Source organism: Enterobacter cloacae complex sp. 302F9 (genome assembly GCF_050030335.1).
GTDB lineage: Bacteria > Pseudomonadota > Gammaproteobacteria > Enterobacterales > Enterobacteriaceae > Enterobacter > Enterobacter hormaechei_C.
Genome location: NZ_JBLGUC010000001.1, coordinates 4,785,785 through 4,809,546 on the forward strand (window position 1 = coordinate 4,785,785; position 23,762 = coordinate 4,809,546).

Sequence of the window (23,762 nt, forward strand, 5' to 3'; positions counted from 1 at the left end):
GAGGGAGGGGCTGATGTCTGAATTTGCTACGGTAGCTCGCCCCTACGCCAAAGCAGCTTTTGACTTTGCTGTCGAACACCAAAATGTCGATCGCTGGCAGAATATGCTGGCGTTTGCCGCTGAGGTGACGAAAAACGAACAAATGGCCGAGTTGCTTTCTGGTGCGTTAGCGCCTGAAACCCTCGCCGCGTCGTTTATCGCCGTGTGCGGAGAGCAACTGGATGCCAACGGCCAGAACCTGATTAAGGTGATGGCGGAAAATGGTCGTCTCCGTGTGCTCCCGGATGTTCTCGAGCAGTTTGAGCACTTACGTGCCCTTAGTGAAGCTACCGCTGAAGTTGAAGTAACTTCTGCGACTGAACTGAGTAACGAACAGCTTGCGAAAATCACCGCCGCGATGGAAAAACGTCTGTCACGCAAAGTTAAGCTGAATTGCAAAATCGATAAGTCTGTAATGGCAGGCGTAATCATCCGCTCGGGTGATATGGTCATTGATGGCAGCGTACGCGGCCGTCTTGAGCGCCTTGCAGACGTCTTGCAGTCTTAAGGGGACTGGAGCATGCAACTGAATTCCACCGAAATCAGCGAACTGATCAAGCAGCGCATTGCTCAGTTCAATGTTGTGAGTGAAGCTCACAACGAAGGTACTATTGTTTCTGTAAGTGACGGTGTTATCCGCATCCACGGCCTGGCCGATTGTATGCAGGGTGAGATGATTTCCCTGCCGGGTAACCGTTACGCTATCGCACTGAACCTGGAGCGCGACTCCGTAGGTGCCGTTGTGATGGGGCCATACGCTGACCTTGCCGAAGGCATGAAGGTTAAGTGTACTGGCCGTATTCTGGAAGTACCGGTTGGCCGTGGCCTGCTGGGGCGCGTTGTTAACACCCTGGGTGCGCCAATCGACGGTAAAGGTCCGGTTGAGCACGATGGCTTCTCCCCAATCGAAGTTATCGCACCAGGCGTTATCGACCGTCAGTCCGTTGATCAGCCAGTGCAGACGGGTTATAAGTCCGTTGACGCCATGATCCCAATCGGTCGTGGTCAGCGTGAACTGATCATCGGTGACCGTCAGACCGGTAAAACCGCGATGGCAATCGACGCCATCATCAACCAGCGTGATTCCGGCATCAAATGTGTGTACGTGGCTATCGGCCAGAAAGCGTCCACCATTTCCAACGTGGTTCGTAAACTGGAAGAGCACGGCGCACTGTCTAACACCATCGTTGTGGTAGCAACCGCGTCTGAATCTGCTGCACTGCAATACCTGGCGCCATACGCCGGTTGCGCAATGGGCGAATACTTCCGTGACCGCGGTGAAGATGCGCTGATCGTATACGATGACCTGTCTAAACAGGCCGTTGCTTATCGTCAGGTTTCCCTGCTGCTCCGTCGTCCACCAGGACGTGAAGCATTCCCGGGCGACGTATTCTACCTCCACTCTCGTCTGCTGGAGCGTGCTTCCCGCGTTAACGCGGAATACGTCGAGAACTTCACCAAAGGTGAAGTGAAGGGTAAAACAGGTTCTCTGACCGCTCTGCCGATCATTGAAACCCAGGCGGGTGACGTTTCTGCGTTCGTTCCGACCAACGTAATCTCCATTACCGATGGTCAGATCTTCCTGGAAACCAACCTGTTTAACTCCGGTATTCGTCCGGCGGTTAACCCGGGTATCTCCGTATCCCGTGTGGGTGGTGCTGCTCAGACCAAGATCATCAAGAAACTGTCCGGTGGTATCCGTACCGCGCTGGCACAGTATCGTGAACTGGCTGCGTTCTCTCAGTTCGCATCCGATCTGGACGAAGCAACCCGTAAACAGCTGAGCCACGGTCAGAAAGTGACCGAGCTGCTGAAGCAGAAACAGTACGCGCCAATGTCTGTTGCTCAGCAGGGCCTGGTACTGTTCGCGGCTGAACGCGGTTACCTCGAAGATGTGGAACTGGCGAAAATCGGTAGCTTCGAAGCCGCTCTGCTGGCTTACGTCGACCGTGATCACGCTCCGCTGATGCAAGAGATCAACCAGACCGGTGGCTATAACGACGAAATCGAAGGCAAGCTGAAAGCTATCCTCGATTCCTTCAAAGCAACCCAATCCTGGTAATCGTCCGGCGGCTTGTCTCAGGACAAGCCGTCTGGCATTGAGGAGAAGCTCATGGCCGGCGCAAAAGAGATACGTAGTAAGATCGCAAGCGTCCAGAACACGCAAAAGATCACTAAAGCGATGGAGATGGTCGCCGCTTCCAAAATGCGTAAATCGCAGGATCGCATGGCGGCCAGCCGTCCTTATGCAGAGACCATGCGCAAAGTGATTGGTCACCTTGCGAACGGTAATCTGGAATATAAGCACCCTTACCTGGAAGAACGCGACGTTAAGCGCGTGGGCTACCTGGTGGTGTCGACTGACCGTGGTCTGTGTGGCGGCTTGAACATTAACCTGTTCAAAAAACTGCTGGCGGATATGAAAGGCTGGTCCGATAAAGGCGTTCAGTGCGATCTGGCACTGATTGGCTCTAAAGGCGTCTCTTTCTTTAACTCCGTTGGCGGCAACATTGTCGCTCAGGTGACCGGTATGGGTGATAACCCGTCCCTGTCCGAACTGATCGGCCCGGTTAAAGTGATGTTGCAGGCCTACGATGAAGGCCGTCTGGACAGACTGTACGTTGTCAGCAACAAATTTATTAACACCATGTCTCAGGTGCCTACGCTCACTCAGATGCTGCCGTTACCGGCATCAGAAGATGACGAGCTGAAACAGAAAGCCTGGGATTACCTGTATGAACCCGATCCGAAACCGCTGCTGGATACCCTGCTGCGTCGTTACGTTGAATCTCAGGTTTATCAGGGCGTTGTAGAAAACCTGGCCAGCGAGCAGGCCGCACGAATGGTGGCGATGAAAGCCGCGACCGATAATGGCGGCAGCCTGATTAAAGAGCTGCAGTTGGTTTACAACAAAGCTCGTCAGGCCAGCATTACTCAGGAACTCACCGAGATCGTCTCGGGGGCCGCCGCGGTTTAACCAGGTTTACGAATTACGTAGAGGATTCAAGATGGCTACTGGAAAGATTGTCCAGGTAATCGGCGCCGTGGTGGACGTCGAGTTCCCTCAGGACGCCGTACCACGCGTGTACGACGCGCTTGAGGTACAGAATGGTAACGAGAGCCTGGTGCTGGAAGTTCAGCAGCAGCTCGGCGGCGGTATCGTGCGTACCATCGCCATGGGTTCTTCCGACGGTCTGCGTCGTGGTCTGGAAGTAAAAGACCTTGAGCACCCGATCGAAGTCCCGGTAGGTAAAGCAACACTGGGTCGTATCATGAACGTATTGGGTCAGCCAATCGACATGAAAGGCGACATCGGTGAAGAAGAGCGTTGGGCTATCCACCGCGCGGCACCTTCCTACGAAGAGCTGTCCAGCTCTCAGGAACTGCTGGAAACCGGCATCAAAGTTATCGACCTGATGTGTCCGTTCGCGAAGGGCGGTAAAGTCGGTCTGTTCGGTGGTGCGGGTGTAGGTAAAACCGTAAACATGATGGAGCTGATCCGTAACATCGCGATCGAGCACTCCGGTTACTCCGTGTTTGCGGGCGTGGGTGAACGTACTCGTGAGGGTAACGACTTCTACCACGAAATGACCGACTCCAACGTTCTGGATAAAGTATCCCTGGTTTACGGCCAGATGAACGAGCCACCAGGAAACCGTCTGCGCGTTGCGCTGACCGGCCTGACCATGGCTGAGAAGTTCCGTGACGAAGGTCGTGACGTTCTGCTGTTCGTTGATAACATCTACCGTTACACCCTGGCCGGTACTGAAGTATCTGCACTGCTGGGTCGTATGCCTTCAGCGGTAGGTTATCAGCCTACGCTTGCGGAAGAGATGGGTGTTCTTCAGGAACGTATCACCTCTACCAAAACCGGTTCTATCACCTCCGTTCAGGCGGTATACGTACCTGCGGATGACTTGACTGACCCATCCCCAGCCACCACCTTTGCTCACTTAGATGCAACCGTGGTACTGAGCCGTCAGATCGCGTCTCTGGGTATCTACCCGGCCGTTGACCCGCTGGACTCCACCAGCCGTCAGCTGGATCCACTGGTTGTTGGCCAGGAGCACTACGACACCGCGCGTGGCGTACAGTCCCTGCTGCAACGTTATCAGGAACTGAAAGACATCATCGCCATCCTGGGTATGGATGAACTGTCTGAAGAAGATAAACTGGTGGTAGCACGTGCGCGTAAGATCCAGCGCTTCCTGTCCCAGCCGTTCTTCGTTGCGGAAGTATTCACCGGTGCTCCGGGTAAATACGTTTCCCTGAAAGACACCATCCGTGGCTTTAAAGGCATCATGGAAGGCGAATACGATCACCTGCCAGAGCAGGCGTTCTACATGGTTGGTTCCATCGAAGAAGCCGTGGAAAAAGCCAAAAAACTTTAACGCCTTAATCGGAGGGTGATATGGCAATGACTTACCACCTGGACGTCGTCAGCGCAGAGCAACAAATGTTCTCTGGTCTGGTCGAGAAAATCCAGGTAACGGGTAGTGAAGGTGAACTGGGTATTTTCCCGGGTCACGCACCGCTGCTCACCGCCATTAAGCCTGGTATGATCCGCATCGTTAAACAGTTCGGTCATGAAGAGTTTATCTATCTGTCCGGCGGCATTCTTGAAGTGCAGCCAGGCAGTGTGACCGTTCTGGCCGATACCGCTATTCGTGGCCAGGATCTCGACGAAGCGCGAGCCCTGGAATCGAAGCGTAAGGCTGAAGAGCACATTAGCAGCTCTCATGGTGACGTGGATTACGCTCAGGCGTCTGCGGAGCTGGCCAAAGCGATCGCGAAACTGCGCGTTATCGAGTTGACCAAAAAAGCGATGTAACACCGGCTTGAAAAGCACAAAAGCCAGTCTGGATCCCAGGCTGGCTTTTTTTTTCGGCCTTAATTCATGATGAAAAAGATGTAGAATTTTAAGCATCAAACGTTTTTACTTCTCACACAAACTACCGTCAGGATGCGTATGTTAAACAGTGCGATGAGCGTGGTGATCCTTGCCGCAGGCAAAGGTACCCGCATGTATTCCGATCTGCCTAAGGTGCTCCACACGCTGGCAGGAAAGCCAATGGTTCAGCATGTTATTGATGCAGCGAATGAATTAGGCGCCAGCCAGGTGCATCTGGTTTATGGACATGGCGGCGATCTGCTGAAAAAAACGCTGCATGACGACAATCTCAACTGGGTGCTACAGGCAGAACAGTTGGGTACAGGCCATGCGATGCAGCAGGCTGCACCCTTCTTCTCTGATGATGAAGATATCCTGATGCTCTACGGCGACGTCCCGCTGATCTCCGTTGAAACCCTCACTCGCCTGCGTGAAGCCAAACCGCAGGGCGGCATCGGTTTGTTGACCGTCGTGCTGGACGATCCAACCGGCTATGGCCGCATTACGCGTGAAAACGGCAAGGTAACCGGGATTGTTGAGCATAAAGATGCCACTGACGAACAGCGCCAGATTCAGGAGATCAACACCGGCATCCTGATTGCGAACGGTGCGGATATGAAGCGCTGGCTGTCCAGACTCAACAATAACAACGCGCAGGGTGAATACTACATCACCGACATCATTGCGATGGCTTACCAGGAAGGGCGTGAGATTGCCGCCGTTCACCCGGCTCGTATCAGCGAAACGGACGGGGTAAACAACCGTCTCCAGCTTTCTCGCCTGGAGCGTATTTACCAGTCCGAGCAGGCAGAAAAGCTGTTGCTCGCGGGCGTTATGCTGCGCGATCCGGCGCGTTTCGATCTGCGTGGCACGCTGACCCACGGGCGCGACGTTGAAATAGATACTAACGTTATCCTGGAAGGTAACGTCACGCTGGGCAACCGCGTCAAAATCGGCACTGGCTGCGTGATTAAAAACAGCGTGATCGGTGACGACTGCGAAATCAGCCCGTACAGCGTGGTGGAAGATGCCCATCTTGAGGCGGCATGTACCATCGGCCCGTTTGCGCGTCTGCGCCCGGGCGCTGAGCTGCTGGAAGGCGCTCACGTAGGTAACTTTGTGGAAATGAAAAAAGCGCGTCTGGGTAAGGGCTCGAAAGCCGGTCATCTGACCTATCTGGGCGATGCGGAAATTGGCGACAACGTAAACATCGGTGCTGGAACCATCACCTGTAACTATGACGGTGCCAATAAGTTTAAAACCATCATCGGTGATGATGTGTTTGTAGGCTCCGATACCCAGCTGGTGGCGCCCGTCACCGTGGGCAAAGGCGTGACCATTGCCGCCGGGACAACCGTTACGCGCGATGTGGCCGAGAACGAGCTGGTGTTAAGCCGTGTGCCGCAGGTCAGCAAGCAGGGCTGGAAACGCCCGGTGAAGAAGAAGTAACAACAAGGCGGGTGGCGCTATGCTTACCCGCCCTACGATTGAGTAGGCCTGATAAGGCGTAGCCGACATCAGGCAAACCCGGGAGAGGAGATAAATATATATCTCCCCCCACAAGCAGTACCCATAAAAATAACCCCACTCTCTACAAGGCTCGGGGCGCCCGGAAAGGGCAAATACAGGTCAGCGACAACGCATGGCATAACGCCATAATAAGGAAATCTAACTATGTGTGGAATTGTTGGCGCAGTTGCGCAGCGTGATATTGCTGAAATCCTTCTCGAAGGTTTACGTCGTCTGGAATACCGTGGTTACGACTCAGCCGGTCTGGCTGTGGTCGATGCAGAAGGTCATATGACCCGTCTGCGTCGTCTCGGTAAAGTGCAGATGCTGGCCCAGGCTGCGGAAGAACATCCGCTGCACGGTGGCACCGGTATTGCACATACCCGCTGGGCGACCCACGGTGAGCCATCTGAAGGCAACGCACACCCGCATGTGTCTGAACACATTGTGGTGGTGCATAACGGCATTATCGAAAACCACGAACCGCTGCGTGAAGAACTGAAAGCGCGCGGCTATACCTTCGTCTCTGAAACCGACACCGAAGTGATTGCTCACCTGGTGCACTGGGAGCTGGCAAAGGGCGGTACACTGCGTGATGCGGTGCTGCGCGCTATCCCTCAGCTGCGTGGTGCTTACGGTACGGTGATCATGGATTCCCGCGACCCGTCCATGCTGCTGGCCGCGCGTTCCGGTAGTCCGATGGTGATTGGTCTGGGCATGGGTGAAAACTTTATCGCTTCCGACCAGCTGGCGCTGTTGCCGGTTACCCGTCGCTTTATCTTCCTGGAAGAGGGAGACATTGCCGAGGTGACACGTCGCAGCGTGACCGTATTCGACACGAAAGGCGAGCAGGTTAAGCGTCAGGAGATCGAATCAAACCTGCAATACGACGCGGGCGACAAAGGTGCTTACCGTCACTACATGCAGAAAGAGATCTACGAACAGCCAAACGCCATTAAAAACACCCTGACCGGGCGCATCAGCCACGGCGAAGTGGATCTGAGCGAGCTGGGCGCCAATGCCAACGAACTGCTGGGCAAAGTCGAGCACATTCAGATCGTGGCCTGCGGTACCTCTTATAACTCCGGTATGGTCTCGCGCTACTGGTTTGAATCCCTGGCGGGCGTGCCGTGTGATGTGGAAATCGCGTCTGAGTTCCGCTACCGCAAATCTGCGGTGCGTCGTAACAGCCTGATGATCACCCTTTCTCAGTCTGGCGAAACGGCTGATACCCTGGCGGCGCTGCGTCTGTCTAAAGAATTGGGTTACCTGGGCTCGCTGGCCATCTGTAACGTGCCGGGCTCTTCGCTGGTACGTGAATCCGATCTGGCGCTGATGACCAAAGCCGGTACTGAAATTGGCGTGGCTTCCACCAAGGCGTTCACCACTCAGCTGACCGTTCTGCTGATGCTGGTGGCGAAACTGGCGCGTCTGAAAGGTCTGGATGCCTCCGTTGAACACGACATCGTGCATGGCCTTCAGGCGCTGCCGAGCCGTATCGAGCAGATGCTGTCTCAGGACAAACGCATTGAGGCGCTGGCGGAAGATTTCTCTGACAAACATCACTCCCTGTTCCTGGGGCGTGGCGATCAGTATCCGATTGCGCTGGAAGGCGCACTGAAGCTGAAAGAGATCTCTTACATTCACGCTGAAGCTTATGCGGCAGGTGAACTGAAACATGGCCCGCTGGCGCTGATCGACGCGGATATGCCGGTTATCGTGGTGGCACCGAACAACGAACTGCTGGAAAAACTGAAATCTAACATCGAAGAAGTGCGCGCCCGTGGTGGTGTTCTGTACGTCTTTGCGGATAAAGATGCCGGTTTCGCCAGCAGCGACAACATGCACATCATCGAGATGCCGCATGTGGAAGAGGTGATTGCGCCGATCTTCTATACCGTTCCGCTGCAACTGCTGGCTTATCACGTCGCGCTGATCAAAGGCACCGACGTTGACCAGCCGCGAAATCTGGCGAAGTCTGTTACCGTAGAATAACTCCTTCAGACTCCACCTTCGGGTGGAGTTTTTTTTATGACAACCTGTCATTTTCAGCTATTTTTTCAGTGTCACATAAAGAAAATATTACTGAAATCCTGCCGTCACGTTACCATTTAAGTGGATGATAATTAAAGATCTTTTTGGTTTTCTTTAAGTGAAACTTTCTTTGTCATAAAACTGTCATATTTCGTACATTTATCTGTCACCTGTTTGTCCTATTTTGCTCATCGTAGCCACTTAAACAATGATTTACGAAATCCTTGCAGGAGACATTATGAAAGTTATGCGTACCACTGTCGCAACTGTTGTCGCCGCGACCTTATCAATGAGCGCTTTCTCTGCCTTTGCAGCAGCAAGCCTGACTGGCGCTGGTGCAACCTTCCCTGCGCCGGTGTATGCCAAATGGGCGGATACCTACCAGAAAGAGACCGGTAACAAGGTCAACTATCAGGGTATCGGCTCCTCCGGTGGCGTAAAACAAATTACCGCGAATACCGTTGATTTCGGCGCATCCGACGCTCCGCTGTCTGATGAGAAACTGAATCAGGAAGGCCTGTTCCAGTTCCCGACCGTGATCGGCGGCGTTGTGCTGGCTGTTAACATCCCTGGCCTGAAATCAGGCGAGCTGGTGCTGGACGGCAAAACCCTGGGTGACATCTACCTGGGCAAAATCAAAAAATGGGATGACGAAGCCATCACTAAGCTGAACCCGGGCGTTAAGCTGCCTTCGCAGAATATCGCTGTGGTTCGTCGTGCTGACGGCTCTGGTACCTCTTTCGTGTTCACCAGCTACCTGGCGAAAGTGAACGAAGAGTGGAAATCTAAAGTCGGTTCCGGCTCTACCGTTAACTGGCCAACCGGTCTGGGCGGTAAAGGCAACGACGGTATCGCAGCCTTCGTACAGCGTCTGCCTGGCTCTATCGGCTACGTAGAATACGCTTACGCTAAGCAGAACAACCTGGCTTACACCAAACTGGTTTCTGCCGACGGCAAACCGGTTAGCCCGACCGAAGAGAACTTCGCCAACGCCGCGAAAGGCGCTGACTGGAGCAAATCCTTCGCGCAGGACCTGACCAACCAGAAAGGCGACGATGCATGGCCTATCACGTCTACCACCTTCATTCTGGTCCACAAAGAGCAGAAGAAACCTGAGCAGGGTGCTGAAGTGCTGAAGTTCTTCGACTGGGCATATAAAAATGGCGGCAAACAGGCTAACGATCTGGATTACGCCAGCCTGCCAGACAGCGTGGTTGAGCAGATCCGTGCTGCATGGAAAACCAACGTGAAAGACAGCAGCGGTAAAGCGCTGTACTAACAGGATATATTTAACGAAGATGGCGGGTGGCGCGCAGCGATCCCGCCCTACGGTTTACTCTGTAGGCCCGGTAAGCGTCAGCGCCACCGGGCATATTCGTAAAAACGTCTCAAACAGAAGAGTAATTTATGGCTGCAACCAAGCCTGCATTTAACCCTCCGGGTAAAAAAGGTGACATGATTTTCAGCGCGCTGGTGAAACTGGCTGCGCTGATTGTGCTATTGCTGCTGGGCGGCATTATCGTGTCCCTGATTTTCTCCTCCTGGCCGAGCATTCAAAAATTTGGTTTCGCCTTCCTGTGGACCAAAGAGTGGGATGCGCCGAACGATATTTACGGTGCGCTGGTGCCGATTTACGGCACGCTGGTGACCTCTTTTATCGCCCTGCTGATTGCGGTTCCGGTGAGCTTCGGTATTGCCCTGTTCCTGACGGAACTGGCGCCAGGCTGGCTGCGACGTCCGCTGGGTATCGCCATTGAACTGCTGGCGGCCATCCCAAGTATCGTTTACGGCATGTGGGGCCTGTTTATCTTCGCGCCGCTGTTTGCGACGTACTTCCAGGAGCCGGTCGGTAACGTTCTCTCTGCCATTCCGTTTGTGGGGGCGCTGTTCTCCGGCCCGGCATTCGGTATCGGCATTCTGGCGGCAGGTGTGATCCTCGCCATCATGATTATTCCGTACATTGCGGCGGTCATGCGCGATGTCTTCGAACAAACCCCGGTGATGATGAAAGAGTCCGCCTACGGCATCGGCTGCACCACCTGGGAAGTTATCTGGCGCATCGTCCTTCCGTTCACCAAAAATGGGGTGATTGGCGGCATTATGCTGGGCTTAGGCCGCGCGCTGGGTGAAACCATGGCGGTCACCTTTATCATCGGCAACACCTACCAGCTCGACAGCGCCTCGCTCTATATGCCTGGGAACAGTATTACCTCTGCGCTGGCGAACGAATTTGCCGAAGCGGAATCCGGGCTGCACGTTGCGGCGCTGATGGAACTGGGCCTGATCCTGTTTGTTATCACCTTTATTGTGCTGGCTATCTCCAAGCTGATGATTATGCGTCTGGCTAAAAACGAGGGGGCACGCTAATGGCGACTCTCGACATGCAAAATACCGCTCAGCTTGCGGAATCCCGTCGCAAAATGCAGTCAAAGCGCCGGATTAAAAACCGCATTGCGTTGACGCTTTCCATGGCGACGATGGCGTTCGGCCTGTTCTGGCTGATCTGGATCCTGATGTCCACCATCACCCGGGGTATTGATGGAATGTCCCTGGCGCTGTTCACCGAGATGACGCCGCCGCCGAACACGGCGGGTGGTGGTCTGGCAAACGCTCTGGCGGGCAGCGGCCTGTTGATCCTGTGGGCGACCGTTTTCGGTACGCCGTTGGGCATCATGGCGGGTATCTATCTGGCGGAATATGGCCGCAAGTCCTGGATCGCTGAAGTCATCCGCTTCATTAACGACATTCTGCTTTCTGCCCCGTCGATTGTCGTGGGTCTGTTTGTTTACACCATCGTGGTGGCGCAAATGGAACACTTCTCCGGCTGGGCGGGTGTGATTGCGCTGGCGCTGTTGCAGGTGCCTATCGTTATTCGTACCACTGAAAACATGCTGAAACTGGTGCCGGACAGCCTGCGTGAAGCGGCTTACGCGCTGGGTACGCCTAAATGGAAGATGATTTCGGCGATCACCCTGAAAGCGTCCGTCTCGGGGATCATGACCGGTATCCTGCTGGCTATCGCCCGTATCGCCGGTGAAACCGCACCGCTGCTGTTTACCGCCCTCTCCAATCAGTTCTGGAGCACGGACATGATGCAGCCGATCGCCAACCTGCCGGTGACGATCTTTAAATTTGCGATGAGCCCATTCGCGGAATGGCAGCAGCTGGCCTGGGCCGGGGTGCTGATCATCACCCTTTGCGTACTGTTGCTGAACATTCTGGCGCGCGTCATTTTCGCGAAGAAGAAACACGGTTAAATTTTTACGGCGCGGCACATCGCGGCGCCGAATGAGGAAATGAGTCAATGAGTATGGTTGATACTGCCCCGGGTAAGATTCAGGTTCGTGATTTGAACTTCTACTACGGCAAATTCCATGCCCTGAAGAATATCAACCTGGATATCGCAAAGAACCAGGTAACGGCATTCATCGGTCCGTCCGGCTGTGGCAAATCCACGCTGCTGCGCACCTTTAACAAAATGTATTCGCTCTATCCGGAGCAGCGCGCAGAAGGTGAAATTCTGCTGGACGGTGACAACATCCTGACCAATACCCAGGATATCGCCCTGCTGCGTGCGAAAGTGGGGATGGTATTCCAGAAACCCACGCCGTTCCCGATGTCGATCTATGACAACATCGCCTTTGGTGTGCGTCTGTTTGAGAAGCTCTCCCGTGCGGATATGGACGAGCGCGTGCAGTGGGCATTGACCAAGGCCGCATTATGGAACGAAACCAAAGATAAACTTCACCAGAGTGGGTACTCTCTCTCCGGTGGTCAGCAGCAGCGTCTGTGCATTGCGCGCGGTATCGCCATTCGCCCGGAAGTCTTGCTGCTGGATGAGCCGTGCTCAGCCCTGGACCCGATCTCAACCGGGCGTATCGAAGAGCTGATCACCGAGCTGAAGCAGGATTACACCGTGGTGATCGTGACCCACAACATGCAGCAGGCTGCACGTTGTTCTGACCACACGGCGTTTATGTACCTGGGCGAGTTGATTGAGTTCAGCGATACGGACGCGCTGTTCACTCGTCCGGCGAAGAAACAAACCGAAGATTATATTACTGGCCGCTACGGTTGATTTGCCTTAGTGCATGTGGAGAAACCATGGACAACCTCAATCTTAATAAACACATTTCCGGCCAGTTTAACGCAGAACTGGAAAGCATTCGCACCCAGGTGATGACCATGGGCGGCATGGTCGAGCAGCAGCTTTCTGACGCGATCACGGCGATGCACAACCAGGACAGCGAGCTGGCTAAGCGCGTTATTGAAGGCGACCACAACGTCAATATGATGGAAGTCGCCATCGACGAAGCCTGCGTGCGCATCATTGCGAAGCGTCAGCCGACGGCGAGCGACCTGCGTCTGGTGATGGCGATCATCAAAACCATCGCCGAGCTGGAGCGTATCGGTGACGTGGCGGATAAAATCTGCCGTACCGCGCTGGAGAAATTCTCCCAGCAGCACCAGCCGCTGCTGGTGAGCCTGGAGTCTCTCGGTCGCCACACCGTGCAGATGCTGCACGACGTGCTGGACGCTTTCGCGCGCATGGATCTGGACGAAGCGGTCCGTATCTACCGTGAAGACAAGAAAGTTGACCAGGAATACGAAGGCATTGTGCGTCAGCTGATGACCTACATGATGGAAGATTCACGTACCATTCCAAGCGTACTGACCGCGCTGTTCTGCGCGCGCTCCATCGAGCGTATCGGTGACCGTTGCCAGAACATTTGTGAATACATTTTCTATTTCGTGAAGGGGCAGGATTTCCGACACGTGGGCGGCGACGAGCTGGACAAGCTGCTGGCGGGTAAAGATCCGAAAGAGTGATATGTGTGGCGGGTGGCGCTAACGCTTACCCGCCCTACGTTAATTCAACGCGTAATATCCCACCCGCGCGCCTTCCACAACGCTGGCAGTTGCGCCAGATCGGTAAAGGTTGTCACTTTTGGATGGTCGATCGGCTTGTTGTGCGGATCGGCGCAGAAGTAAAACACCTCCATCCCCGCATCAATCCCTGACTGCGCGCCGGCAGATGAGTCATCCACCAGAATGCAGTTCTCCACGTTGACGTTCATCGCCTTCGCCGCGTGGAACATCAGCGCCGGATCGGGCTTCCAGCGCTGGATATCGTAGCCGCTGAACAGTTTTTCCGGGAAGTGGTGCAACATCTCCAGCTTGCCGAGCGAGTGCTGCATTTTGCTGACCGGGCCGTTAGAGACTACGCAGATCGGCACCGTCATCGCATCCAGCAGCGCGTTAGCGCCGGCGATAACTTCCAGCTCGGCGTCGAAGAGGCGTGCGACCTCGGCGCGGTACACCGGTTCCAGATCCGCTTTCACCAGATCCACCCCGTGCTCTTCGTTAATGATGTCGATGATCTCGTACAGCTTCACGCCCTTAAAGCGTTTAAACACCTCTTCGAGATCGAGCGTAATACCAAATTCCTGGAACATGGCGACATACGCGCGGGAACAAATGACCTCACTGTCGACCAGCGTACCGTCACAGTCGAAAAATACCGCTTCAATTCCGGACATGCCTTTCCCTTTTAACAAGTTTAACGTTTTCGTACGGCAGTTCACCGGGACGCAATCGTTGCCGTATAAGCAAAATCAATGAAAAAAGTATCCCGTAACCGCCACTATTGTCGCATTTTGGTATAGGATAGCGACGAATTTTCCCTCCTTGTTCGGAAATTGATGATGAGTCAACAACACACTACCCAGACATCTGGTCAGGGGCTGCTTGAGCGCGTGTTCAAACTGCGCGAGCACGGCACAACGGCACGCACCGAAGTGATCGCCGGTTTTACTACCTTCCTGACGATGGTCTATATCGTTTTCGTTAACCCGCAAATTCTGGGCGTAGCTGGCATGGACACCAGCGCCGTCTTTGTAACCACCTGTCTGATCGCGGCCCTTGGCAGCATCCTGATGGGCGTTTTCGCTAATCTGCCCGTGGCGCTGGCCCCGGCAATGGGTCTGAATGCGTTCTTTGCGTTCGTGGTGGTTCAGGCGATGGGCCTGCCGTGGCAGGTTGGGATGGGCGCTATTTTCTGGGGCGCGGTCGGCCTGCTGCTGCTGACCATCTTCCGCGTGCGCTACTGGATGATTGCGAACATTCCCGTGAGCCTGCGCGTGGGCATCACCAGCGGTATCGGTCTGTTCATCGGCATGATGGGGCTGAAAAACGCTGGCGTTATCGTGGCGAACCCGGAAACGCTGGTGAGCATTGGTAACCTGACCTCTCACAGCGTGCTGCTGGGCGTGCTGGGCTTCTTTATCATCGCGATCCTGGCATCGCGCAATATCCATGCTGCGGTGCTGGTCTCTATCATTGTGACCACGCTGCTGGGCTGGATGCTGGGTGACGTGCATTACAACGGTATCGTCTCTGCGCCACCGAGCGTCTCTACCGTGATTGGCCACGTTGATCTGGCGGGCTCGCTGAACCTGGGACTGGCCGGGGTGATTTTCTCCTTCATGCTGGTCAACCTGTTTGACTCCTCCGGTACGCTGATTGGCGTGACCGACAAAGCGGGTCTGGCAGATGAAAAAGGCAAATTCCCGCGCATGAAGCAGGCGCTGTATGTGGATAGCATCTCTTCCGTTGCTGGCTCTTTCATCGGTACCTCGTCTGTTACCGCTTACATTGAATCCTCTTCCGGTGTGTCCGTGGGCGGTCGTACCGGCCTGACGGCGGTAGTTGTGGGTCTGCTGTTCCTGCTGGTGATCTTCCTCTCTCCGCTGGCGGGGATGGTGCCACCATACGCGGCAGCCGGCGCGCTGATCTACGTCGGCGTGCTGATGACCTCAAGCCTGGCGCGCGTGAAGTGGGAAGATCTGACGGAAGCCGTTCCGGCATTTATTACCGCGGTGATGATGCCGTTCAGCTTCTCGATCACCGAAGGTATCGCGCTGGGCTTTATCTCTTACTGCGTGATGAAGATCGGTACCGGCCGCTTCCGCGAACTTAGCCCGTGCGTGATTATTGTGGCGCTGCTGTTTGTGCTGAAGATTGTGTTTATTGATGCACACTAAGATGCTGGTGGTGTCAGGTGGCGCTTCGCTTACCTGACCTACTGACGAATGTAGGCCCGGTAAGCGCTAGCGCCACCGGGCTTTTTTATCAGGCCTTCACCCGCTTAATATAATCCCTAAACGCGGTCAGCTGGCCAGAGAGATGGTCACGCGTACTCTGATCCACCACTTCACCCGTCTGCGGGTCGACCTTGTTCTGAATCACGCCGCCCATAAATTCCGGCTTGTTCATCACCATCGCATCCAGGAACACCAGGATCTGACGCAGGTGATACTGGCAGCGCGCGCCGCCGATGGCGCCCATTGAGCTGGTCTGGATCAGCACAGGTTTACCAGACAGCGGCTGCTCCGGTAAACGGGACAGCCAGTCAATGGCGTTCTTCAGACCACCCGGCACCGAGTAGTTATACTCAGGCGTCACAATCACCACGCCGTCAGCCTGACGGATTTGCTCGGCTATCGCTTCCACACTCTGCGGGAACCCTTCTTCCTGCTGAACGTCAGCATCATAAAGCGGGATGTCGCCAATGGACGGCAGGGCACTGATCTCCATTCCCGCAGGCGCCAGCTGCGGCAGCGTACGGGCAACCATCCCGTTAAAAGAACCTTTGCGCAGGCTTCCCAGTAACGTAACAACTTTCAACGTATCAGACATGATTACTCCTGTTTCATCATGATGATCCTGGACGGATCAGCTATGGGTGTATGCTTTTTCTGCCGGTAAACTGGTTAATCGCATCAGGCGCGCGGCGGGCTCGTTGGCGCGCTCAGGTACATCCGGAAGACTACGCCAACCGCGAGTGCTGTCAAACTCCCAGATTTTCAGCCGTTCGATGGCGGGGGTCACCGCAACGGACCAGATCAGTACGTCCTCAGCGTCGCAGAGTGCCTCTACCAGCGAGGCTTTTGTCGCGCGCAGGCGTCCGGAGCCGGGGAGCAGCTGCAACAGGCTGGCGTCGTCTGACGCCGCGCCGCTCAGTTTGCGGATGCTCTGGCGAAGGGTGATGAGCTGCGCTCTGGCTTCAACGGGGTCGTTCTGGTTACGTATCCACAGCTTTTCATTGCTGGAGAGCGGGTATTCATCGAGCGCGTTAGCACCATGGAAGCTGCGCGTGACGCGTTGTAGCTCCATATCCAGGCCGCAATCACCTTCCGTCGTCAGCGCGACGCCAACAATGTTGCCGGTGTACGCAATGGAAAAATGGGGGAGTGCCGGGTCCGCAAAAACCGGGCGACCTTCTGGCTGGGTGAGTATGTCCGGTAATTCGCTGGTGCCGTAGAGCATAAAAAGCAGTTCTGCGAGGAGCGCTCGGGAAGCTAAAAACCGCGTCCTGCGGTGTTCAGGTAGTTTGAGCGCCTCACTGTGACAGGCTGAAGAAAGTCTGGCCGATACGAGATGCCCTTCCGTTAATGTTCCTCGTGCAAAGTGCGTAGCCATTTTTCGCTCCTTGATAATGGTCGTAGTCGGTTAAACGGTTACATGATTATCGCTTAACTCAGCTTCTGTTTTAATCAGTAAATGGAAATAAGAGAAGCCTGAGCACCGAACTTTACATTATCTTAGGCAAAAACCTGACCTGGTGCGGTATACAGCGCTTTGATCGTCTCGCGCAGCCAGAGGATTTTCGGATTATGGCTGTTCCGTTTATGCCAGATCAGCGTGAAGGGGACGGTGAGCTTTTCTGCCTGCGCCTCATCGATGGGAATGGGCAGACAGACCAGATTACGCTGGTGGAGTTGATTGTAGTGATGGCAGTAGTGCGGCGCAGTGGCAATGTAGTTGTGATCCGGCTGGGCCGCCATAAACATCGACTGTTCAAAACCGGGCAAACTCATGGCGATGTTACGCTCCCGACCCATCTCTCTTAGCACCTCGTCGAGCGCCCAGGTGTCGCTGCGTTCCCAGAAGATGCTGATATGCGGGTAGCGCAGAAACGTCTCCAGATCCCATGCTTCCTGGAGCGCGGGATGATCCTCGCGCAAATACACGCACGGACGGTCACTGAACAGGATTTCGTAGTCGATAAACCACGGCATCAGCTTTAGCAGTTCGCGCGAGCGAGGGTGCGTTTCACGCCCGGTGAAGCCTAGATCCACTTCTCCGCGCGTAATGGCGTCCAGCGAATCGTAATCCCATTGGCGCAGCTTCACCGTCGCCTGTGGGTAGCGTTCATTCACCTGCTCCAGCAGGGCATTAAAGCGGATCAGCATCAGCGGTGTTTCGGCGGCGAGCACAAACTTAAGCCCGCCAGGAGAGCTATGGTGGAATTTATCGAGGATCTGGTTGCCAATCTGCATCCAGTCGGCCAAATCCTGTTCCAGACTCACCGTCAGCGGTGTGGGCAATAGCCCTAAAGGCGTTTTCACAAACAGCGGATCGTCGAACCAGTCGCGCAGCTTCGCCAGCGATTTACTCACCGCGGACGGCGTCACGTTCATCCGCTTCGCGGCTTTGGTGACGCTGCGCTCCTGCAACAAAAGTTGCAGGCAAAGTAAAAGATTAAGATCGAGACTGCTGATGGGCTTCTTCATAGTGCGCCGCGGGCTGGATGACCATAAGTAAGGTAATGCAGAGTATGCTACAGCCAATCAGAACCCCGATCAGCATATTCAGCGCGTTAAGGCCGATCACCGCCGCCAGCCAAATCCACAGTGACGAACCGCAGACCTGCGCAATGCCCAGCACCGAGCTTGCCACGCCTGCCCGCAATGAAAACGGGCCAAGTGCCTGACTCATTGCCACACCAAAGCCGACGGAGAATCCGGCGCAGATCAGAGTAATGCCCACCAGCATTACAGCGTGTGAGGTGGCGGTCGCCAGGATCACGCCTGCGGCGAGGAACAGCGTCTGTGAGGTGAGCATCAGCGTGCGCTGGCGGAAGATGTTGAGCGCAAAGGGCGTGGAGAATGAAACCGCCATGCTCACCATCGCGGTTAGCGCCATCACCGTCGAATACTCACCGCGATCGAAGCCCATCGTCTCCATCAGCAACACCGGGGAAACGTTTACATAGGTGAGGATCACCGCCACGCTAAGCGTGGTGATTGTCAACCGACTCAGGAAAAAGCGATTCATCAGCTTTTCAGCCGGATGGAGGGTTGCGGTGTGATATGGCTGTTGCGAACCGGGATGGGTCTCTTTCAGCACCGTCACGGACAGGATAAAGACGATGGCGCCCATTGCGGCCATGGTCCAGAAAAGACTCTGCCACGGAAATTTAAGCATAATCAGGTAGCCTACAACCGGTGCCAGCACCGGGATGATGCAGGTAATGCCGTTCAGCATCGACAGCACTTTAGCGCGGCGCTGGGCGCTTAAGGTATCGCGAAGAATAGCAAACGCCACCACGTAACAGCCACCCGCGCCAATGCCCTGGATAAAACGGCCTGACAGGAACATTGTGCTTTCCTGAGCTACTGAAGACAGTACTGATGCCAGCGCAAAGATAACTGCACCCGTAATGGCGACGGGCTGACGGCCTGCTTTATCCGCGATTTTCCCGGCAAACACCATCGACGACGCCATTCCCGCGAGGTAGGCCGAAAACGCGATGTGCAGCTGCGCCTCGCTGGCGCCCAGATCGCGGGCAATATGCGGTAGCCCCACCAGATACATATCAATGCCGGACGGATACAGCAGAACCAGCGCAAAACTACAGAACAGAAAACGAGCCATAAATCCCCCATAGATGCAGGCAAGCAGGATAGGGGGCGTGGAGGGATTAAGCGAGTTGCCATTTGGACAATGGTGATTTCCCAGGAGGAAATCACCCTGTATTAACGGGAATTACTTACCAATGCAGAAGCTCGAGAAAATCCGTCCCAGCAGATCGTCCGACGTAAACTCCCCGGTGATCTCGCTCAGGTTCTGCTGCGCCAGACGCAGCTCTTCCGCCAGCAGTTCACCGGCCCACGCGCCGATCAGCTGGGCTTTACCCTGCTCAAGGTGGCGAGCCGCCTCTTCCAGCGCCTGCAAGTGACGACGACGTGCCAGGAAGCCGCCCTCCATACTGGTGTCGAAGCCCATGCTCTGTTTGAGATGGCTACGCAGGGCTTCCACGCCTTCACCGGTACGGGCCGACAGGCGAATAAGTGAGTGACCATTCACATCGCTGATGCCCAGCGTTTCGCCGGTAACGTCGGCCTTGTTGCGCACCACGGTGATCGGCAGTTTAGCCGGGAGACGGGCGATAAAGTCTGGCCAGATTTCAGCCGGGTCAACGGCGTCGGTTGTGGTGCCGTCCACCATAAACAGCACGCGGTCGGCCTGCTCGATCTCCTGCCAGGCGCGTTCGATACCGATACGCTCGACTTCATCGCTCGCATCGCGCAGGCCAGCGGTGTCGATGATGTGCAGCGGCATGCCGTCGATATGGATATGCTCGCGCAGGACATCGCGGGTGGTGCCGGCTATGTCGGTCACGATCGCCGCTTCACGGCCCGCCAGGGCGTTCAGCAGGCTCGATTTTCCGGCATTGGGGCGACCAGCAATCACCACCTTCATTCCTTCACGTAGCAGGCTGCCCTGGCGCGCTTCGGCGCGAACGGCATCGAGATCGTTCATCACCTGGTTGAGCTGAGCTTCAATTTTACCGTCTGAGAGGAAGTCGATCTCCTCGTCCGGGAAGTCGATAGCCGCTTCGACATAGATTCGCAGGTGAGTAAGTGCTTCCACAAGGTGATTCACGCGTGCGGAAAATGCCCCCTGCAACGAGTTCAGCGCGGAGCGGGCTGCCTGTTCGGAACTGGCGTCGATCAGGTCGGCAATCGCCTCGGCCTGCGCCAGGTCGAGCTTATCGTTGAGGAAAGCACGCTCGGAGAACTCACCCGGCTTTGCAATGCGCAGGCCAGGCAGGGTCAGAATACGTTTTAACAGCAGGTCGAGGATCACCGGGCCGCCGTGACCCTGAAGCTCCAGCACGTCTTCGCCGGTGAAGGAGTTTGGGCCGGGGAACCACAGCGCGATGCCCTGGTCCAGCGGTGTGCCGTCGGCATCCTTAAACGGCAGATAATCAGCGTAGCGCGGCTTTGGCAGTTTACCCAGCACCGCTTCGGCCACCTCACGCGCCTTCAGGCCGGAGATGCGCAGAATGCCTACACCACCGCGTCCCGGTGGGGTTGCCTGGGCGACGATAGTGTCGTTATGGCTCATGGTTGCTCTCGTTCAATACAAATAAAAAAGGCGGTCAATCGACCGCCCTTATTTTAGCGTTAAGTTACCGAATCAGGACTTTTTCTTTTCGCGGCTATGCAGGCCACGTTTTTCCAGACCACGGTAAATCAGCTGCTGCTGGATGATGGTCACCAGGTTGCTGACGATATAGTACAGCACCAGACCTGACGGGAACCACAGGAAGAACACGGTGAAGATGACCGGCATAAAGGTCATGATCTTCTGCTGCATCGGGTCGGTCACGGTGGTCGGAGACATCTTCTGAATGAAGAACATCGTCACGCCCATCAGGATCGGCAGGATGTAGTACGGGTCCTGTGCGGACAGGTCATGGATCCACAGAGCGAACGGCGCGTGGCGCAGCTCAACGGAACCCATCAGCATGTAGTACAGCGCAAGGAAGATTGGCATCTGAATCAGCAGCGGGAAGCAACCACCCAGTGGGTTCACTTTCTCTGCTTTATACAGGGCCATCATCTCCTGGCTCTGACGCTGTTTGTCATCGCCCAGACGCTCACGCATAGCCTGAATCTTCGGCTGTAGCATACGCATCTTCGCCATGGAGGTGTACTGCGCTTTAGTCAGCGGGTACATGATGCCACGAACGATAAAGGTGATAACGATGATGGAGAAGCCCCAGTTACCCAGGAAGCTGTGGATGAACTTCAGCAGCTTAAACAGCGGCTGAGAGATGAACCACAACCAACCGTAATCGACGGTCAGATCCAGGTGCGGCGCAACGGCAGCCATTTTGTCCTGGATTTCCGGGCCGACCCACAGGGTGCTTGCCAGTTTACCGGTTTGACCCGGCTGCACCAGAACCGGCTGAGATTTGTAGCCGATGGCTGCAATACCGTTGCCGAGGTTCGCGGTGTAGAAGTTGTTCGTACCGTCGTTATTCGGTACCCACGCCGTCGCGAAATACTGTTGCAGCATTGCGACCCAACCGCCTTTAGAGCTGACGTTCAGGTTTTCGTTATCGGCAATGGTATCGAATTTGTATTTCTCGTACTTGGTATCTGGCGTGGAGTAAGCCGCGCCACGGAAGGTATGCAGCGCAAAGTTGCTGCTTCCGGTGTCACGGTGAGACGGCAGATTGATGGACTGCTTCAGCTGACCAAAGGTAGAGATTTCCAGTGGTTTCGCACCGGCGTTCTGTACGCTGTAGCCCACGTTCACCGCATACTCACCGCGTTTCAGGGTGAAGGTTTTGGTGAAGGTGTTGCCTGCCGCGTCGGTGTAGGTCATCGGGATAACCAGTTCGTTCTGACCATCAGCCAGCACAAACGTGTCATTCTCGACGTTATACAGTGGACGCGCACCGTTAGCCGGGTTATCCGGGCCATCACGACCGGTCAGGCCGCTCTGCGCCTGGTAGATAAATTCAGGCGTAGTTTCCAGTAACTGGAACGGTTCGGTAGACTTCAGCTCTTTCGGGTAGGTCAACAGCAGCGCCTGCTCAACATCACCACCACGGGTGTTGATAGTCAGCTCAAGCACATCGGTCTTAACCGTAATCTGTTTCCCCTGGCCACTGGCCGGTACGCCCTGGTCGGCGGCGCTACCCGCTGCGGTGGTCGTGGTCTGCGTGGTCTGCTGCTGGGGTTGAGGATTTTTATCCTGCTCCCATGCCTGCCAGATCATGAAAGACACGAACAACAAAGCGATGATAAGAAGATTGCGTTGCGAATCCATCGTTAGTGTTCTCTGGTATCAAAAGGTCCTGGAGGGACGGGGTCGTCTCCACCTGGGTGTAAAGGGTGGCATTTTAATACGCGTTTCACCGTCAACCAACTGCCTTTTATCACTCCAAACCTGCGCAATGCCTCAATTCCGTAGCTTGAGCATGTTGGCGTGAAACGGCAGTGTGGCCCGAGTAGCGGACTAATCAGGCGTTGATAGACCCGAATGAGGGCTATCAGGACCCGCGAGCCAGGCGACAGTGGCGGCGCCATAATTTTTCCAACGCTTCCGAGAGAGCACGGTTATCGAGGTCGGCAACCCCTTTTTTAGCCACCACCACGAAATCCATTGAAGGCAGTTCGTGCTGACGTAAACGGAAGCTTTCACGCGTCAGACGTTTAATCCGGTTGCGTTCATGCGCACGCTTAACGTTTTTCTTGGCGACTGTGAGACCGATGCGGGGATGCCCCAGCGAATTTTGGCGGCCGAGGATGGTGATTTGCGGCGTGCCAGCCCGTAATGGCTGCTGGAAGACGAAAGTGAAATGAGTGGGAGTTAACAAACGTAACTCCCTGGGAAATGCGAGCTTAACCACTCAGGGGTTAGCTTTATTACTTGGAAACGGTCAGACGAGCGCGGCCTTTAGCACGACGACGTGCCAGAACCTGACGACCATTTTTAGTAGCCATACGAGCACGGAAGCCGTGAGAACGGTTGCGCTTCAGTACAGACGGTTGAAAAGTGCGTTTCATGGCGATTTCTACCTAAACTTGAAAAAATTCATGACTTTTGCGGATGCCCGACCGAGTTTCGAATGACGGACGCCGAAGCCGTGGGTGATTAAAGAGGCCGGATTGTAATAATTGTACACTCCGGAGTCAATTCTCTTTCCTTAAATCCCTGTGTATTTCCGCACGTTTTCGCGTGGAAAATGAGCAGCGGACGACGCAGGAAGATGAGCATCACGCGCCGGGTCGAGGATTATACGGGCTCAACGATAAAGCGCAAGGATCGTCCCGGATCTTCGTTAGATCATTTAAGCCAAAAATTGTCTGTGCTCATTAAATTTTCCAATATGCGGCCTAAATCGCGAGGCACTCGCGTCAGGATCGTTTACACTTACCCGATTCCGGATCTTCCTGTGGATAAATCGGGAAGAATCTGTGAGAAACAGAAGATCTCTGGCTCAGTTTAGGCTATGATCCGCGGTCCCGATCGGGATCCAGCGATCCTGGTCGGGCATAAACACAACATCGTTCAGGTTGTATCAACGATAGCGTGTATAACCGCAGATAGCGGTTCGCACATCACCCTGATGGGGTCATGTCGATGTGCGCCAACAATCATGAATATTCAATAGTTTTCTTTTATTGTTCGAGTGGAGTCCGCC

General features: G+C 55.0%; 23 protein-coding genes. 13 read left to right on the forward strand and 10 right to left on the reverse strand.

Annotation, left to right across the window (positions count from 1 at the left end):
• The first annotated feature begins 13 nt into the window (after window positions 1-13).
• From atpH to phoU, 12 genes are all read left to right on the forward strand, one after another.
• Window positions 14-547 carry a F0F1 ATP synthase subunit delta gene (gene atpH / locus ACQG0T_RS23170; RefSeq protein ID WP_426723874.1) on the forward strand — a complete coding sequence of 178 codons (534 nt, stop codon included), beginning with the start codon at window positions 14-16 and terminating at the stop codon, window positions 545-547.
• Between the two features lie 12 nt (window positions 548-559).
• Window positions 560-2,101: a F0F1 ATP synthase subunit alpha gene (gene atpA, locus ACQG0T_RS23175; RefSeq protein ID WP_003862367.1), complete on the forward strand. Its 1,542-nt coding sequence runs from the start codon at window positions 560-562 to the stop codon at window positions 2,099-2,101.
• A gap of 51 nt (window positions 2,102-2,152) precedes the next feature.
• On the forward strand, window positions 2,153-3,016 hold the full coding sequence (gene atpG / locus ACQG0T_RS23180) for a F0F1 ATP synthase subunit gamma (protein WP_003862364.1): 864 nt from the start codon (window positions 2,153-2,155) through the stop codon (window positions 3,014-3,016).
• Window positions 3,017-3,047: 31 nt separating this feature from the next.
• A complete protein-coding gene (atpD, locus tag ACQG0T_RS23185; RefSeq protein ID WP_015570150.1) occupies window positions 3,048-4,430 on the forward strand; it encodes a F0F1 ATP synthase subunit beta in 1,383 nt (460 codons plus the stop codon).
• 20 nt (window positions 4,431-4,450) lie between these two features.
• Window positions 4,451-4,870, forward strand: a complete 420-nt coding sequence (locus ACQG0T_RS23190; RefSeq protein ID WP_006177560.1) for a F0F1 ATP synthase subunit epsilon — start codon at window positions 4,451-4,453, stop codon at window positions 4,868-4,870.
• 138 nt (window positions 4,871-5,008) lie between these two features.
• A complete protein-coding gene (gene glmU, locus ACQG0T_RS23195; protein WP_063624058.1) occupies window positions 5,009-6,379 on the forward strand; it encodes a bifunctional UDP-N-acetylglucosamine diphosphorylase/glucosamine-1-phosphate N-acetyltransferase GlmU in 1,371 nt (456 codons plus the stop codon).
• A 225-nt stretch (window positions 6,380-6,604) separates the two neighbouring features.
• Complete coding sequence (gene glmS, locus ACQG0T_RS23200; protein ID WP_252051642.1) at window positions 6,605-8,434, forward strand: glutamine--fructose-6-phosphate transaminase (isomerizing); 1,830 nt, start codon at window positions 6,605-6,607, stop codon at window positions 8,432-8,434.
• A 277-nt stretch (window positions 8,435-8,711) separates the two neighbouring features.
• The gene (gene pstS, locus ACQG0T_RS23205; RefSeq protein WP_017383706.1) at window positions 8,712-9,752 is read left to right on the forward strand and encodes a phosphate ABC transporter substrate-binding protein PstS; all 1,041 of its coding nucleotides are present in this window, start codon (window positions 8,712-8,714) and stop codon (window positions 9,750-9,752) included.
• 128 nt (window positions 9,753-9,880) lie between these two features.
• Window positions 9,881-10,840 carry a phosphate ABC transporter permease PstC gene (pstC, locus tag ACQG0T_RS23210; protein WP_015570141.1) on the forward strand — a complete coding sequence of 320 codons (960 nt, stop codon included), beginning with the start codon at window positions 9,881-9,883 and terminating at the stop codon, window positions 10,838-10,840.
• Window positions 10,840-11,730 carry a phosphate ABC transporter permease PstA gene (pstA, locus tag ACQG0T_RS23215; protein ID WP_003861156.1) on the forward strand — a complete coding sequence of 297 codons (891 nt, stop codon included), beginning with the start codon at window positions 10,840-10,842 and terminating at the stop codon, window positions 11,728-11,730. The genes pstC and pstA overlap by 1 nt, the downstream gene beginning before the upstream one ends.
• 47 nt (window positions 11,731-11,777) lie before the next feature.
• Window positions 11,778-12,551 (forward strand): phosphate ABC transporter ATP-binding protein PstB, encoded by a 774-nt coding sequence (gene pstB / locus ACQG0T_RS23220; RefSeq protein ID WP_003861154.1) that lies wholly within the window; start codon window positions 11,778-11,780, stop codon window positions 12,549-12,551.
• 26 nt (window positions 12,552-12,577) lie between these two features.
• Complete coding sequence (gene phoU / locus ACQG0T_RS23225; protein ID WP_003861153.1) at window positions 12,578-13,303, forward strand: phosphate signaling complex protein PhoU; 726 nt, start codon at window positions 12,578-12,580, stop codon at window positions 13,301-13,303.
• Window positions 13,304-13,347: 44 nt separating this feature from the next.
• Here phoU and yieH read toward each other — a convergent pair whose 3' ends face one another.
• Entirely contained in the window at window positions 13,348-14,013 is a 666-nt protein-coding gene (gene yieH / locus ACQG0T_RS23230) for a 6-phosphogluconate phosphatase (RefSeq protein WP_017383705.1), read from the reverse strand.
• 165 nt (window positions 14,014-14,178) lie between these two features.
• On the opposite strand from yieH, the gene adeP reads away from it, so the two are divergent.
• The gene (gene adeP, locus ACQG0T_RS23235) at window positions 14,179-15,516 is read left to right on the forward strand and encodes an adenine permease AdeP (protein WP_017383704.1); all 1,338 of its coding nucleotides are present in this window, start codon (window positions 14,179-14,181) and stop codon (window positions 15,514-15,516) included.
• Between the two features lie 88 nt (window positions 15,517-15,604).
• On the opposite strand, the gene ACQG0T_RS23240 is transcribed toward adeP, so the two are convergent.
• The 9 genes from ACQG0T_RS23240 to rpmH all read right to left on the reverse strand — a co-directional run bounded on the left by ACQG0T_RS23240 (window position 15,605) and on the right by rpmH (window position 23,124).
• Complete coding sequence (locus ACQG0T_RS23240) at window positions 15,605-16,171, reverse strand: NADPH-dependent FMN reductase (protein ID WP_252051644.1); 567 nt, start codon at window positions 16,169-16,171, stop codon at window positions 15,605-15,607.
• 36 nt (window positions 16,172-16,207) lie between these two features.
• Entirely contained in the window at window positions 16,208-16,954 is a 747-nt protein-coding gene (locus ACQG0T_RS23245; protein ID WP_017694032.1) for a 4'-phosphopantetheinyl transferase family protein, read from the reverse strand.
• Window positions 16,955-17,076: 122 nt separating this feature from the next.
• Window positions 17,077-18,048, reverse strand: a complete 972-nt coding sequence (yidZ, locus tag ACQG0T_RS23250) for an HTH-type transcriptional regulator YidZ (RefSeq protein WP_048246633.1) — start codon at window positions 18,046-18,048, stop codon at window positions 17,077-17,079.
• Window positions 18,017-19,192, reverse strand: coding sequence for an MFS transporter (locus ACQG0T_RS23255; RefSeq protein WP_015570137.1), 1,176 nt, complete (start codon window positions 19,190-19,192; stop codon window positions 18,017-18,019). The genes yidZ and ACQG0T_RS23255 overlap by 32 nt, the downstream gene beginning before the upstream one ends.
• Window positions 19,193-19,303: 111 nt before the next feature.
• Window positions 19,304-20,668, reverse strand: coding sequence for a tRNA uridine-5-carboxymethylaminomethyl(34) synthesis GTPase MnmE (gene mnmE, locus ACQG0T_RS23260; protein WP_015570136.1), 1,365 nt, complete (start codon window positions 20,666-20,668; stop codon window positions 19,304-19,306).
• Between the two features lie 72 nt (window positions 20,669-20,740).
• Window positions 20,741-22,384 (reverse strand): membrane protein insertase YidC, encoded by a 1,644-nt coding sequence (gene yidC, locus ACQG0T_RS23265; protein ID WP_003861138.1) that lies wholly within the window; start codon window positions 22,382-22,384, stop codon window positions 20,741-20,743.
• A gap of 2 nt (window positions 22,385-22,386) precedes the next feature.
• A complete protein-coding gene (gene yidD, locus ACQG0T_RS23270; RefSeq protein WP_001307474.1) occupies window positions 22,387-22,644 on the reverse strand; it encodes a membrane protein insertion efficiency factor YidD in 258 nt (85 codons plus the stop codon).
• Window positions 22,608-22,967, reverse strand: coding sequence for a ribonuclease P protein component (rnpA, locus tag ACQG0T_RS23275; RefSeq protein WP_006808764.1), 360 nt, complete (start codon window positions 22,965-22,967; stop codon window positions 22,608-22,610). Before rnpA ends, yidD begins: the two co-directional genes overlap by 37 nt.
• 16 nt (window positions 22,968-22,983) lie before the next feature.
• Entirely contained in the window at window positions 22,984-23,124 is a 141-nt protein-coding gene (gene rpmH / locus ACQG0T_RS23280) for a 50S ribosomal protein L34 (RefSeq protein ID WP_000831330.1), read from the reverse strand.
• Between the last annotated feature and the right edge of the window lie 638 nt (window positions 23,125-23,762).